The sequence below is a fragment of the Bradyrhizobium sp. sBnM-33 genome (genome assembly GCF_032917945.1).
GTDB lineage: Bacteria > Pseudomonadota > Alphaproteobacteria > Rhizobiales > Xanthobacteraceae > Bradyrhizobium.
In genome coordinates this window covers 741,012-753,789 of the sequence record NZ_CP136624.1, presented here as the reverse complement: position 1 = coordinate 753,789, position 12,778 = coordinate 741,012, and the positions used below count along the sequence as shown (strand labels likewise).

General features: G+C 60.7%; 14 protein-coding genes. 8 read left to right on the top strand and 6 right to left on the bottom strand.

Features of this window, described 5'->3' with window-relative positions:
- The first annotated feature begins 566 nt into the window (after nt 1–566).
- A complete protein-coding gene (locus RX328_RS03535) occupies nt 567–884 on the top strand; it encodes a hypothetical protein (protein WP_213248862.1) in 318 nt (105 codons plus the stop codon).
- A 201-nt stretch (nt 885–1,085) separates the two neighbouring features.
- Here the strand turns inward: RX328_RS03535 and RX328_RS03530 are convergent, their stop codons facing one another.
- Nucleotides 1,086–1,346: a DUF1488 domain-containing protein gene (locus RX328_RS03530; protein WP_213248814.1), complete on the bottom strand. Its 261-nt coding sequence runs from the start codon at nt 1,344–1,346 to the stop codon at nt 1,086–1,088.
- A 476-nt stretch (nt 1,347–1,822) separates the two neighbouring features.
- Here RX328_RS03530 and RX328_RS03525 point away from each other — a divergent pair, with 476 nt between their 5' ends.
- The 6 genes from RX328_RS03525 to RX328_RS03500 all read left to right on the top strand — a co-directional run bounded on the left by RX328_RS03525 (nt 1,823) and on the right by RX328_RS03500 (nt 6,579).
- Nucleotides 1,823–2,056, top strand: a complete 234-nt coding sequence (locus RX328_RS03525) for a hypothetical protein (RefSeq protein WP_213248816.1) — start codon at nt 1,823–1,825, stop codon at nt 2,054–2,056.
- Between the two features lie 200 nt (nt 2,057–2,256).
- Nucleotides 2,257–2,643, top strand: coding sequence for a response regulator (locus RX328_RS03520; RefSeq protein ID WP_409410747.1), 387 nt, complete (start codon nt 2,257–2,259; stop codon nt 2,641–2,643).
- Between the two features lie 107 nt (nt 2,644–2,750).
- Nucleotides 2,751–3,530, top strand: coding sequence for a sensor histidine kinase (locus RX328_RS03515; protein WP_213248817.1), 780 nt, complete (start codon nt 2,751–2,753; stop codon nt 3,528–3,530).
- A 1,003-nt stretch (nt 3,531–4,533) separates the two neighbouring features.
- Nucleotides 4,534–5,297, top strand: a protein-coding gene (locus tag RX328_RS03510) for an IS5 family transposase (protein WP_317258502.1) whose coding sequence is annotated in 2 segments (ribosomal slippage) — nt 4,534–4,869 and nt 4,872–5,297 — 762 coding nt in all. Because the reading frame shifts where the segments join, the coding sequence is not laid out codon by codon here.
- 545 nt (nt 5,298–5,842) lie between these two features.
- A complete protein-coding gene (locus RX328_RS03505) occupies nt 5,843–6,214 on the top strand; it encodes a signal transduction histidine kinase (protein ID WP_213254740.1) in 372 nt (123 codons plus the stop codon).
- A 137-nt stretch (nt 6,215–6,351) separates the two neighbouring features.
- Nucleotides 6,352–6,579, top strand: coding sequence for a hypothetical protein (locus RX328_RS03500; RefSeq protein WP_213254644.1), 228 nt, complete (start codon nt 6,352–6,354; stop codon nt 6,577–6,579).
- A 157-nt stretch (nt 6,580–6,736) separates the two neighbouring features.
- On the opposite strand, the gene RX328_RS03495 is transcribed toward RX328_RS03500, so the two are convergent.
- From RX328_RS03495 to RX328_RS03485, 3 genes are all read right to left on the bottom strand, one after another.
- A complete protein-coding gene (locus RX328_RS03495) occupies nt 6,737–7,738 on the bottom strand; it encodes an Hsp33 family molecular chaperone (protein ID WP_213254646.1) in 1,002 nt (333 codons plus the stop codon).
- 175 nt (nt 7,739–7,913) lie between these two features.
- The gene (gene argF / locus RX328_RS03490) at nt 7,914–8,840 is read right to left on the bottom strand and encodes an ornithine carbamoyltransferase (RefSeq protein ID WP_213254648.1); all 927 of its coding nucleotides are present in this window, start codon (nt 8,838–8,840) and stop codon (nt 7,914–7,916) included.
- Nucleotides 8,840–10,048 (bottom strand): aspartate aminotransferase family protein, encoded by a 1,209-nt coding sequence (locus tag RX328_RS03485; RefSeq protein ID WP_213254650.1) that lies wholly within the window; start codon nt 10,046–10,048, stop codon nt 8,840–8,842. The genes argF and RX328_RS03485 overlap by 1 nt, the downstream gene beginning before the upstream one ends.
- A gap of 494 nt (nt 10,049–10,542) precedes the next feature.
- Here RX328_RS03485 and RX328_RS03480 point away from each other — a divergent pair, with 494 nt between their 5' ends.
- Nucleotides 10,543–11,052: a GcrA family cell cycle regulator gene (locus tag RX328_RS03480; protein ID WP_213254652.1), complete on the top strand. Its 510-nt coding sequence runs from the start codon at nt 10,543–10,545 to the stop codon at nt 11,050–11,052.
- A 226-nt stretch (nt 11,053–11,278) separates the two neighbouring features.
- Here the strand turns inward: RX328_RS03480 and phoB are convergent, their stop codons facing one another.
- Both phoB and phoU read right to left on the bottom strand, forming a co-directional pair.
- A complete protein-coding gene (gene phoB / locus RX328_RS03475; protein ID WP_028351834.1) occupies nt 11,279–11,983 on the bottom strand; it encodes a phosphate regulon transcriptional regulator PhoB in 705 nt (234 codons plus the stop codon).
- Between the two features lie 73 nt (nt 11,984–12,056).
- Complete coding sequence (gene phoU, locus RX328_RS03470; protein ID WP_213254654.1) at nt 12,057–12,773, bottom strand: phosphate signaling complex protein PhoU; 717 nt, start codon at nt 12,771–12,773, stop codon at nt 12,057–12,059.
- Nucleotides 12,774–12,778 lie beyond the last annotated feature (5 nt).

Below are 12,778 nucleotides of genomic sequence, written 5' to 3'. Positions count from 1 at the left end.
CGCCTCCTGCGCCTACGTCCTGCGCATTCAGCGTCCATCGCATCTCACCGCACGTTCGTGACGATCGCGAAGCGCCCCTCATCTGCCGTGAGACGAGCGGAGTTATGCGCGTGATTTGGGTGAGAACGAAAGCAGAATATTTTTGCGCGAAGGGCTGGACAGGTTTTAGTGATTTGCCCGTCGGGCAGTCACGCAAGAGATCACATATGCCAGTTGGTAGTCGTAGAGTTGGCAAAGCGAAGCGTGCCCATCATCGAGAAGCGTGATCGCTGATAGATGGTAGGCACGGCTTTCGCGCCTTTGCCCACCCTGCACCGCGATAGCGCCACTACTCCCTCCACGGCCGGCTTCATGCGGCGCGAACTGGTAGGCCGAGGAGCAGAACTCGGAGGGTCACCACCACCTTGCCGTCCTTGACCATCCCGGCAGCAGTCTTTTCCGGCAAACCTTTCAGCATCGACGAAATCCACCACCTGCGATCAATGACATTTACAGCTAGCTCCTGGAACCATTGCCTCGCGAGGCTATTTGGTCTCCTGACACAATTACTTTTGGAAAGAGACATTATGAAAAACCTCGCGATCTATCTGGCAGCCGGCGCAAGTGCCCTTCTTGTGACGGCCGCTTCCGCGGCACCGCTTTCCCCGAATGTATCAGTCGCTCCGGAGAGCAACATTCAGAACGTCCGCATGGTTTGCAATGAGGCAGGCCAGTGCTGGCGCCAACGTGGTGAACGCCGTGTCATTATCCGTGAGCACCGTCATTCATACGGGTATGCTCCCCGTCGCGAGCGTTACATCGAGCGCCGCGGCTATGAGGAACGTGGCGGCATTGGCATCCGCGCGCCCGGCGTCAGCGTCGGAATCGGCACCGATCGCTACTGAGAAAGCCGAAACCGTCTGAATACGAGCAAAGCCGCGGAGAAATCCGCGGCTTTTTCGGATGCGAACGAATCGCTCGGAGTTCAGCCGGCACTCCGATATGCGGCGCTCAACCTGGCCGGTTTTCACACGTGAGGGCGTTTGCTCGCTGCAGCCGTTCCGCGAACCATCGTAACGAACGGCGCTTCATAAAAAGCGCTCGTTTCAAAAATTTCCCGCGACCAGATCGTAAGAGCCCCGGCTTCCACGGACGTAAACCTTCGCGGCCGCCGCGCATATCACATCACGGTTGCAATCGAACGCATTCAAGAAACCGGACTCGTCGGGGCGGGCATCTGGCTGAATCCGCCTCAATGCGCCCTCGTCTATAAAGAATGTCGCTTCCAGCGCACTGTCGTGCCCCCAGAACCGCACGGCTCGCCGGGTTTGATCATATGAGCGGCTATGATTTGGAAACTCAACCATGGATGGTACCGATTGGATCAACAGCGGATGAACAACGCGCCTCACCGGCTCTTGCACGACCTGTGTCGAGGCTTCGTTCAAACCCAGGACGCGCACAGCGAAGCGATATGCGGTTGGTCAATATCGCTGACAAGATTTGGCGTGGCTAAGCTTCGCGCTGCCGTAAGGGCGATGCAGAAGCATACGATGGCGCTGGCATTCAGATGGCTATTCAATGCCGCATTACAATGCCTGCCGGGCAGCCCCGGAAAACAAATTGCGATTCTCCTCGCTATTCGGCAGACAGTCACTATATGTAAGATATCACCGCGCGCCCCGGGCTGTTATCGGTGACTGAGAGCGTTGCGCTCCCGCCTCAACTAAAAGGGCGGTCATATGCCAAAATTCCCTACATTCAATCTTCGTGAGTGGCTGGTACCCCCAGTATTGATGCCGATCTTTCTTGTGCTGCTGGTCGCCGCTGCGATGGTTGTTCAATGGTGATCGAGCGTAGCGCGGTTTCACTGCGGGACGGGCTATCTCTGATTAAACAATTCCAATCGGCGCTTGCGCGCGATCTGGATGCCAGGGCGGTGATCGCCCTGGACGAGGCTCGCAAGATGTTGCCGGGGGATGAGCGCACCGAAGCGTTTCACAAAGCAATCGTCCTTCGAAATGCCGTCGAGATTCACGAACTGCTCTGCGGCAAGCGCAACAGACCGGCCGAATAGCGACACCTGGTGGCTTTTGGAACGCTCTTTTTCAGAGCGGAAGCCTGGTGGAGAGCTGGCGATCAATTGCCCGAATCGCGAGTGTTGATGGCGACTTTATTGCGTCATTGTTGAGCCAGCGTGGATCATATGGACAGCGAGATGCTTGTCCCAAATCGAACGCCTGTCCGGTCGACGGCCGTTTCCCCCCGCGAGCGCTTATGATGGTACTTGATCATTCATGCATTCCCGCTGTCGTTCTCATTGTCGAGGACGAGATGGTGCTCCGCATGCGCGCGGTCGATATTGTGGAAGACGCGGGATACACGCCAGTCGAGGCGCTGGATGCAGCCGAAGCCGTCGCAATCCTGGAATCCCGATCCGACATCGTACTGATGTGCACCGATATCCAGATGCCTGGCCAAATGGACGGCGTCGGACTTGCGCATGCCGTGCATGAGCGTTGGCCGACCATCAGGATCATCGTGGTATCGGGGCAATTGAACCTGCCGCACCTCGATCTTCCTCCCCGCAGCAGGTTTCTCGGCAAGCCACTTAATGCCGAGCAAGTGATAGCCGAAATGCGCGACATGATCGGCTACGCCTGAGACGCCAGCGCTTTTCACTCCGACACGGCCCAAAGCGCGAGATTGCGGCAGAAACCCAGCCCCCCGAAGATCAGTGCGGTACCCATTCTATGATGATACAATCGGCGATGCCTGAAGCCGACCTCCGAACCGACCCGCGTCCTGCAAGCAGGGCAACATCATACCAGGACGATCTGGCGGCAGAAAATGTCAGCCTGCGGCTTCTGCTCGCGCAGGCTGAGATCAATGCGCAGAATTTGCTGGCCACGGCAGGCATCGACGCCAGAGAGCGCGAGGCGGCCGACAAGCTGCAGAAGCTGATCCTCGAGGAGTTGCACCACCGCATCAAGAATACGCTTGCAACCGTCGGCGCCATCGTCTCGCAGAGCCTGCGCGATTTGCCCGAAGCCGGGCACGCGCAGCACGCCATCGAGGGCCGGCTGCTCGCGCTCGGACGCGCGCACGATCTGCTTTTGCAGGCAAGATGGACCAGCGCGAATTTTGGCACGATCGTCCGCAGCGCTACCCAAGCCTTCGATGATCCCGACGAGCCGAAGTTCTCGATTTCGGGACCCGATATCCGGATGACGTCTGGTGCCGTCATTGCGATCGCGATGACACTGAACGAGCTTTGCACCAACACCACGAAATTTGGTGCCCTGTCGGTCCCGCAAGGACGCGTCGACATCAACTGGACGCTCGATCAACAGTCGCAGCGCCTGCGCCTCACATGGACCGAGAAGGACGGTGCGGCGGTCCGCCCGCCCGACAAGCGCAGTTTCGGGACACGGCTGATCGAGACGGTCGGCAGGCAGCTCCGGGGCGACGTGCGGCTGACCTATGCGCCGACCGGTTTCGTCTACGCACTCGACGTGCCGATGGCTTCTCTGACTTCAGCGGCCGCATAAGCTCGTATTCGGGTATTGCGGAAGCCAAATCGTATTTGGGAAAGAACGGCCCCAGCACGGGGGCGTACTGAGGCCCGTCATTCATCGGATACCAAGGGGTATGGCATCCCGTCGCCCCAATGAAACGATCCCGGCGACAACAGTTCCAACCCGTTTTCGTTAGAAACGGTTGCCCGCGACGAAGCTCGTTATGCGGCGCCCCACGCGCACTATCGAGTTCGTGCCCGTGACATCTGATGTGGTGATTTGTCACCGGTGCTCGTTATTCGACCACCCCATGATCCCCATAAAACCTATCCTCTAATGCCCACAGCAGGCGGACATTGCGACACGTCAACAATCCGAAAACAAACAAATAGAAATGACGCCGTGCGCGCTGCGAAAGCAGAGATAAGTCGTCGCCGATCACTCAAGAAACAGCGCGAAGAGCAAACGACTCATCTCTATTTTCGAGAATCCAGTTCGCGGTAAAGGTTTCGTAAATATGATAGGCCTTCCACGGTCAGACGGTGCTCGTCTCGTTCTCCTTCGATATACCTTTTCATAAGATGCTTGGACAGTCGCTCCCGCACACCTTCCAACTCGGAGCGGTCGGCGAGGGCCCCATAAATATTCAGCGCGCGATCAACTGGCAGGATATTCATCGGATTCCTCTAAGATATTTAGGTATTCAAGTAACAGGATGCTCAATCGTTCCCAAAATAGACGCTTAACGCCGTGACTTCTTCTGCCAGACAAGAACCATGTTGGCGCGGGTTACACCCGGCCCGATCGGCTTCGACATCCGGACGTTCGAATGCCTTGCGTGCGATCACCTCCATCGGACTGTGGTCGAACCACTAATCGACTCGGAAGTCCCTTAGGGCGGGCTAACCGCTTGCGGATCTCGGCAGATGTCCAAGTCCTCGAATTAAACTCGGACTGTATGCACTAGGTGGTGTGGACTCTAAGGATTCCTTTTTAGGAGCAAATCAGATTCAAGGCTGCTTTTGGGGAGGCAGCCTTGGGTGTGATGGACCGGTTGGTTTTGAGCGACGCGGCGTGGGAGCGGATGGCGCCGCTGATCATCGGCCGACCTGACCAGAAGGGTTCGACGGGCCGCGACAATCGGATGTTTGTGGAAGGTGTGCTGTGGATCGTGCGTACGGGCTCTCCCTGGCGTGATCTTCCGGAAGCGTTCGGGGAATGGAACAGTGTATTCCGTCGCTTCAGTAGATGGAGCGTCAAGGGTGTTTGGTGGCGCATCTTTGAGGCGATGTCCGATGATCCGGATTTCGAATATCTGATCGTCGACTCCACCATCGTCCGAGCCCACCAGCACGCTGCCGGGGCCAAAAAAGGGGGTCTGAAGATCAGGCGCTCGGCCGCTCGCGCGGTGGCCTGAGCACCAAGATACATCTGGCCGTTCGAGGCTTGGGATGTCCCGTGCGGTTCATCCTTACCGCAGGTCAGAAGGGCGATGCACCGCAAGCCGCCGCATTGATCGAGGGATTGGCCGCCGAAGTCGTCATGGCCGATACGGCCTATGACGCCGATCACTTGCGCCAGGCCATCGCTGCCAAAGGCGCGCTCGCCGTCATCCCTAACAATCCGTCACGCGCGCTCAAATATCCGCTCGACAAGCATCTCTATGCCCAGCGCCATCTCGTGGAATGCTGCTTCTCAAAACTCAAGCAATTCCGCCGCGTCGCAACCCGCTTCGAAAAGACTGCCCGAAACTACCGTGCCGTCGTCACTCTCGCAGCCATCATCTTATGGATGCGGTAAGTGTCCACACCACCTAGTGCTCTTATATTCGACGGACAGGATACCCATCTTCAAATCATCGCCGCCCCCTATGTGGCATCTATCGGTGACTGAGAGACAGTTGCGCTCCCGCCTCACTCGAAAGAGGGCGCAGAGCGATGCAGAAACAACGACACCGTTCCACACAGTACCGACACCGTTTCACACAGACGCAGCCTCTTGAAGAGCGGCTAATTGAACATGCGACGCGGCTGCGCGACGAAGCTAAATCGCTTCCCCCCGGTGTCCTGCGCGAGGCGATTCTAAGGCGGGCTGAGCAGGCGGAAACTGGCGCGCACATGACCCAGTGGCTGCGCTCGCCTGATTCAAAGAGTAACGCGTAACCTGCACAAGCATAAGAACCATGCCGGCCCACAAAACGGCTTCGACGGAGGATGCGCATCGCGACGCGAAATCGCGCGCCGCGGCTCTGTCGCGATGGGACGATGAGCTAGGCGCAGTCCCCGACGAACTGCCGAGGCGAACCAATTTCGGCAACAGGAGGATACCCCATGTCACGTAAAAACATGTCACTGACAAAATTCGGCATCGATGACAGCCCGCACAACATGGACGGGCTACGGCTTTTCGCGCGCGACGGAACTGAACGGGTCGAAGCATTCATAGGCCGCAAGGTGATGGACGTCTGGGTCGAATCCATCGAGCACCGGGGAGAACGGCAGAGTCTGTTTCGCGATCAGTACAACGCGTTGGGCAGACGCAATCTTGCGGCGATTGAGCGGATCGTAAGCGCGAAATACCAACGCGGCGCCGCTCATAACCGCCAGCATCCCTATGTCGAGGTGCTGTTCTCGGATATCACGGAAAGCGGCGAGGCCCTGGACCTGGGGGGCCTTGTACGCCTGCCCTTGCCGCCGGAGTTTCTCAGGCTGGGTTGAGCCGGGTCTGCCAAACGAGGCCCTACGATGTCTGACAGGATCAGCACGATTTCGGCAATGTGCCGCGCTGGCAGCACGGCCAGCGCCCCGCGCGATGCAGATCGACTTAAATATCGCGACGAGCCAAAGGACCAAGAATGAAAAAGCCCATTCTCTCAATTGAAGAACCGGAGTCGAAAAAAGCACCGCGAGCCGACCGGCTTCCTACCGAGGGCTTCGTGATGGTTGTCGACGGCCATTTCAAGTCAGAGTTCGACACTGCCGAGGCTGCCGAAGCAGCGGGCCGGAAACTGAAATCGGCTTATCCGATGCTCCAGATCGAAATCTATGATGCGGTCACCCAGGTCCGTACGTTGTTGAGCTGAGGCATTATCGATTCCGATTGAATCAGAACCGACGCTCTAGATTTTGTTTTGACGCGTTTCCCTCACGCGAAGCGATATCCACTTCGCGCGAAAACACTATACCCCAATCCGGCAATCCGGTTGGTTGCGGCGAACGCCTTGACACCCGGCGATCGCCCTACTCCTCCACGCCCGCTTCGTGCGGGGTGAACTGGTAGACCGAGGAGCAGAACTCGCAGGTCACCATCACCTTGTCATCCTTGACCATCTCGGCGCGGTCCTTGGGCGCAAAACTTTTCAGCATCGCGGAGACCGCCTCGCGCGAGCAGGAGCATTGTGCGCGCAAGGTCAGCGGCGAGAACACGCGCACGCCGCGCTCGTGAAACAAGCGATACAGCAGACGCTCGCCCGACAGATCGGGATCGATCAGTTCGACGTCCTCGACGGTGCCGATCAGCGACTGACCCTCGACCCACGCGTCATCCTCGGCGACGGTATGCGCCAGCGCGCCTTCCGGCGCATCGCCCGGATGCAGATCGGCCTGCCGCGCGCGCTCGGGCGCCTTCGGCAGGAATTGCAGCAGCATGCCGCCGGCGCGCCAGCGATGCTTGCCGCCGTCGCCGCCGCGCCATTCTTCGCCGACCGCGAGCCGCACGCGGGTCGGGATCTGCTCGGAGCGCAGGAAATATTCATGGGCAGCATCCTCGAGGCTGCCGCCGTCGAGCGCCACCAGACCCTGGTAGCGGCTCATGTCCTGCCCCTGATCGATGGTCATCGCGAGATGCCCTTTGCCGAGCAGCGCGCCTGAATCCTGCCCGTCCTTCAACCGCCTTGCGTCATAGCGCGCATAGGCACGGAGCCGATCCGGCGACTGGAAATCCACGATCAGAAACGATACCGGGCCGTCGGTCTGTGTCTGCAAAATGAAACGGCCGTCGAACTTCAGCGCCGAACCGAGCAGCGTCGCCAACACGATCGCTTCGCCAAGCAGTTTTCCGACCGGCGCGGGATAATCGTGCTTGGTCAGGATGTCGTCGAGCGCGGGGCCGAGCCGGGTCAGCCGTCCGCGCAGATCGAGCGAGGCGACCTCGAACGGCAGCACCGCATCATCGACGGGAACGGACGAGGGCGCGCGGATCGGCGCCTCGATTGTGATTTTGATGTCTGATTGTGAATCCATGGCGCCTTATCTGGGGGCTCGGAATGCAAAACGAAAGGGGTGATTCGTGTGCCGGACGCGGTGCAGCGTGCAACGCTGCTCCGCAGAGCCGGGACCCAATTGCAAGTGGTGTGGACCCCGGCTCTGCAGCGCACCGCTAACGCGCTGCGCAGCGTCCGGGGAACGCAACTACGGCTCACGCCACTTCGTTAAAGCACCAGGCCAGAATGCCCTTTTGCGCATGCAGGCGATTTTCGGCTTCGTCGAACACGACCGATTGCGGGCCATCGATCACTTCATCGGTGACTTCTTCGCCGCGGTGCGCGGGCAGGCAGTGCATGAAGATCGCGTCCGGCTTGGCCAGCGACATCAGCTTCGCATTGACCTGATAAGGTTTCAGCACATTGTGGCGATGTTCGCCGTCTTTGTCGCCCATCGAGACCCAGGTGTCGGTGACGACGCAATCGGCGCCGCGCACGGCGGCTTCGGGATCGGTGCCGAGCACGATCGGCGCCTGCGTCGCCTTGATCCAGTCCTTCATCGCCTTGTTCGGCGCGAGCTGCGGCGGGGTTGCGACGTTGAGCTTGAACTTGAAACGCTCGGCCGCATGCGCCCACGAGGCCAGCACGTTGTTGTCGTCGCCGGTCCAGGCCACGGTGCGTCCTTCGATCGGCCCGCGATGCTCCTCGAAGGTCATCAGATCCGCCATCACCTGGCAGGGGTGCGAGCGCCGCGTCAGGCCGTTGATCACGGGCACGGTGGCGTGCGCGGCCAATTCCAGGAGCGCATCGTGATTGAGGATGCGGATCATGATCGCATCGACATAGCGCGACAGCACGCGCGCGGTGTCGGCGATGGTCTCGCCGCGGCCGAGTTGCATCTCGGCACCGGTCAGCATGATGGATTCGCCGCCGAGCTGGCGCATGCCGACGTCGAACGACACCCGGGTGCGGGTCGAGGGGCGTTCGAAGATCATCGCCAGCGTCTTGCCTTCGAGCGGCTTCTTGCCTTTCTCATGCGCTTTCAGCTTCGCCTTCATGGTGGCGCTTAACGCCAGCATGCTGCGCAATTCATCTAACGGCAGTTCGTTGATGTCGAGGAAGTGACGGACGGACTTGCTCATCATCCCGCCGCCTTCTTCAACTGCGAGCTCGACAGCGCGACGCAGGCGCGCTCCAGCATCTGGACCGACTCGTCGATCTCGGCCTCGGTCACGATCAAGGGCGCCAGAAACCGCACCACATTGTCGCCGGCGCCGACCGTCAGCAGCTTCTGGTCACGCAACGCATTGACGAGATCGCCCGACGGCACCACGGCCTTGACGCCGACCAAAAGCCCCTCGCCGCGCACTTCCGAGAGAACAGTGGGATAGCGGTCGACGACGGAGGCCAGCTTCTGTTTCAACAGCAGCGACATCTTCTGCACGTGATCGAAGAAGCCGGGCTTCAGCATCACGTCGAGCACGGCGTTGGCGGCAGCGATCGCCAGCGGATTGCCGCCGAAGGTCGAGCCGTGCGAGCCCGGCGTCATGCCGCTTGCTGCTTCCGCCGTCGCCAGCACCGCGCCGATCGGGAAACCGCCGCCCAGCGCCTTTGCCAGCGACATCACATCCGGCGTCACGCCGACGCGCCTGTAGGCGAAGAGATCGCCGGTGCGGCCCATGCCGGTCTGCACCTCATCGAACGCGAGCAACAGGCCCTTCTCGTCGCAGAGCTGGCGCAGCGCCTTGAAGAAAGACTGCGGCGCCGAGCGCACGCCGCCCTCGCCCTGCACCGGCTCGATCAGGATGCCGGCGGTCTGCGGGCCGATCGCTTTCTTGACCGCTTCGAGATCGCCATGCGGCACCTGGTCGAAACCGTCCATCGGCGGCCCAAAGCCTTCGAGATATTTCGCGGAGCCGGTGGCCGCCAGCGTGCCCAACGTGCGGCCGTGGAACGCGCCCTCGAAGGTGATGAGGCGATAGCGTTCAGGATGGCCCTTGGAGAATTGATAGCGGCGCACGACCTTGATCACGCCTTCCATCGCCTCCGCGCCGGAATTGCAGAAGAACACCAGGTCGGCAAAGCTCTGCTCGCAGAGCCGCGCGGCGAGCTTTTCGCCATCGGGCGACTTGAACAGGTTCGACATGTGCCAGAGCTTCGTCGACTGTTCCTGCAACGCCTTGATCAGGTGCGGATGGCAGTGACCGAGCGCATTCACCGCGACGCCTGAGGTGAAGTCGAGATAACGCTCGCCATTGGTGGAGGTCAGCCAGCAGCCTTCGCCGCGTTCGAAGCCGAGATCGACCCTGGCGAAGACGGGGAGCAGATGCGACGTGGCGCTATTGGTCATGGCAATCACTGAGGTTTGAGACCTGCCTTTGAGACCTGCCGCGGGCGTGCATTGGCGCGAACGCGGCAACAGCCGGTCTTGCGAAAACGAAACGTGCCGCCTCTTAAGGGCGGCACGTGAGAGGCATTCTATGTGGGCGGGGAGCGCTGTCAACACGCCACGGAACGGCCTTTCCTGCCGTGCAAGGGGCTGAAATCCGTAGGATTGCGGTGTGGTGGAAACCACGCAGTGAAATGCCTAGATGTCAGAACATGTGGACGCTCGGGCCCGGACTCTTGCGCCGGAGTCACGCCATATTGTAGCGTTTGGGCTGTCGGATACGACATCTCGTGCGGCAGTTCTGATCCCTGGAGTCCTTTTGTGCAGGCGTAAACGTTCGGGCGCGGTTAGCGCGCCCGGCGAGGGCTAAGGGATTCTGACCGCAGGGATTTTTGAGACGATGACATCGCCAGCGCCGCCCCGATTGGCCGGCGCGATGCGAAGGGAAGATTACGATGACGGTTTTGACCTGGTCCGACGATCGCGTCGAGCAGCTTAAGAAGCTCTGGGAAGCCGGATTGTCGGCAAGCCAGATCGCCGCGGAACTCGGAAATGTGACGCGAAACGCCGTGATCGGCAAAGTGCACCGGCTGGGCCTTTCCGGCCGCGCCAAGAGCCCCTCCTCGGCCGCCCCGCGGCAGCGCAAGGCACGCCCCGCCCAACCGATGATGCGGGTTTCGCGCCCGGTCTCGCGCGGCAACACCGCGCTCGCGCACGCCTTCGAAGTCGAGATGGAGCCAGATCCGATCGCCTTCGACAACGTCGTGCCGATGAGCCAGCGGCTGTCGCTGCTCGAACTGAACGAGGCCACCTGCCACTGGCCGGTCGGCGATCCCTCGAGCCCGGAATTCTTCTTCTGCGGCGGCAAAGCGCTCACGGGCCTGCCCTATTGCGCCCATCACTCGCGCATCGCCTACCAGCCCGCGGCCGACCGCCGGCGTCAGCAACCGAAGACAACAAGGTAAGTCGCGGTTTGCCGTAGCCCGGATAGAGCGAAGCGAAATCCGGGACGATCTCGCGATGGGCTGACATTCCCCGGGTCGCGCTTCGCTCCACCCGGGCTACGCGTTCCACTGTCATCGCGAGCGTAGCGAAGCAATCCATACTTGCTTTGCCGCACGATGGATTGCTTCGCTTCGCTCGCAATGACGATGAGAGAGTCCCCGCTTTCGCGCGGACAACGATGGAGCCTTACGGCTCCACCTTCGCAAACCTATCATCCAGCGCATACCCCGCGCCGCGGACGGTGCGGATCGGGTCCTGCTCGCGGCCGGGGTTGAGCAGCTTGCGCAGGCGGCCGATGTGGACGTCGACGGTGCGCTCGTCGATATAGATGTCGCGGCCCCAGACGCTGTCGAGCAACTGCTCGCGGCTGAAGACGCGGCCGGGATGCTCCAGGAAAAATTCCAGCAGGCGATACTCGGTCGGGCCGAGATCGATCTGACGGCCCGAGCGCGCGACGCGGCGTTTTTCGCGATCGAGTTCGATATCGCCATAGGTCAGCACGGTGGCGAGCCGCTCGGGGCTTGCCCGCCGCAACAGGCCCTTCACCCGCGCCAAAAGTTCCGGCACCGAGAACGGCTTGACGATGTAGTCGTCGGCGCCGGTCGCAAGCCCGCGCACGCGCTCGCTCTCCTCGCCGCGCGCGGTCAGCATGATGATCGGCAATTGCTTGGTTTCGGGGCGCGCCCTTAAGCGGCGGCACAACTCGATGCCCGACAGCCCCGGCAGCATCCAATCGAGCACGACGAGATCGGGCACGCGCTCTTTCAGCCGTGTATCCGCATCGTCGCCGCGGCCGACGGTTTCGACCTCGTAGCCTTCTGCGTCGAGGTTGTAGCGCAACAGCGTGGTCAGCGCTTCCTCGTCCTCGACCACCATTATGCGCGCGCTCATCCTGCTCTTGCCTCTTCTGTTTGACGCGTTTTCTTCATGCGAACCGGTTTCCACGTCGCTGGAAAACACTATGTCAAGTGTTGGGTACGGTGGTCGCAAACGTCGTCATGTCGCCCTTCGGGCGCTTGTCGAGCATCTGCTGACCCTCGATCATGTAGAACACGGTTTCGGCGATGTTGGTGGCGTGATCGCCGATCCGTTCGATGTTCTTGGCGCAGAACATCAGATGGATGCAGAACGAGATGTTGCGCGGATCTTCCATCATATAGGTCAGGAGTTCGCGGAACAGCGAGGTGCAGATGGCGTCGACTTCCTCGTCGCCCTTCCACACCGCCATCGCCGCCGGCAGATCGTGCGCGGCATAGGCGTCCAGCACCGACTTGACCTGCGATTGTACCAGGTCGGTCATGTGTTCGAGGCCGCGCATCAGCTTCAGCGGCTGGAAATCGTTCTCCAGCGCCGCGACGCGCTTGCCCATGTTCTTGGCGAGGTCGCCGATCCGTTCCAGATCGGTGGCAACCCGCATCGAGCCGACGATTTCGCGCAAATCGATCGCCATCGGCTGACGGCGGGCGATGGTCAGCACCGCGCGCTCCTCGATCAGATGCTGCAGGCGGTCGATCTCGACGTCGGTGGCGACGACGTGCTTGCCGAGCGCGACGTCGCGGCGGACCAGCGCGTCGACGGATTCGGTGATCATGCGCTCAGCCAGGCCGCCCATCTCGGCGACCAGGCGCGTCAATTCCTGAAGGTCGCTGTCGAATGCCTTGGCGGTGTGCTCAGAAGCCATCTGTT

What these genes read in the sequence shown, in the direction of transcription:
- RX328_RS03535 (WP_213248862.1), top strand. Translation starts at nt 567, where the DNA reads ATGAAAAACCTCGCGATCTATCTGGCAGCCGGCGCAAGTGCCCTTCTT.
- RX328_RS03500 (WP_213254644.1), top strand. Translation starts at nt 6,352, where the DNA reads ATGAAAAAGCCCATTCTCTCAATTGAAGAACCGGAGTCGAAAAAAGCA.
- RX328_RS03495 (WP_213254646.1), bottom strand. Translation starts at nt 7,738, where the DNA reads ATGGATTCACAATCAGACATCAAAATCACAATCGAGGCGCCGATCCGC.
- RX328_RS03485 (WP_213254650.1), bottom strand. Translation starts at nt 10,048, where the DNA reads ATGACCAATAGCGCCACGTCGCATCTGCTCCCCGTCTTCGCCAGGGTC.
- phoU (WP_213254654.1), bottom strand. Translation starts at nt 12,773, where the DNA reads ATGGCTTCTGAGCACACCGCCAAGGCATTCGACAGCGACCTTCAGGAA.
- RX328_RS03525 (WP_213248816.1), top strand. Translation starts at nt 1,823, where the DNA reads ATGGTGATCGAGCGTAGCGCGGTTTCACTGCGGGACGGGCTATCTCTG.
- RX328_RS03515 (WP_213248817.1), top strand. Translation starts at nt 2,751, where the DNA reads ATGCCTGAAGCCGACCTCCGAACCGACCCGCGTCCTGCAAGCAGGGCA.
- phoB (WP_028351834.1), bottom strand. Translation starts at nt 11,983, where the DNA reads ATGAGCGCGCGCATAATGGTGGTCGAGGACGAGGAAGCGCTGACCACG.
- argF (WP_213254648.1), bottom strand. Translation starts at nt 8,840, where the DNA reads ATGAGCAAGTCCGTCCGTCACTTCCTCGACATCAACGAACTGCCGTTA.
- RX328_RS03480 (WP_213254652.1), top strand. Translation starts at nt 10,543, where the DNA reads ATGACGGTTTTGACCTGGTCCGACGATCGCGTCGAGCAGCTTAAGAAG.
- RX328_RS03505 (WP_213254740.1), top strand. Translation starts at nt 5,843, where the DNA reads ATGTCACTGACAAAATTCGGCATCGATGACAGCCCGCACAACATGGAC.
- RX328_RS03530 (WP_213248814.1), bottom strand. Translation starts at nt 1,346, where the DNA reads ATGGTTGAGTTTCCAAATCATAGCCGCTCATATGATCAAACCCGGCGA.
- RX328_RS03520 (WP_409410747.1), top strand. Translation starts at nt 2,257, where the DNA reads ATGATGGTACTTGATCATTCATGCATTCCCGCTGTCGTTCTCATTGTC.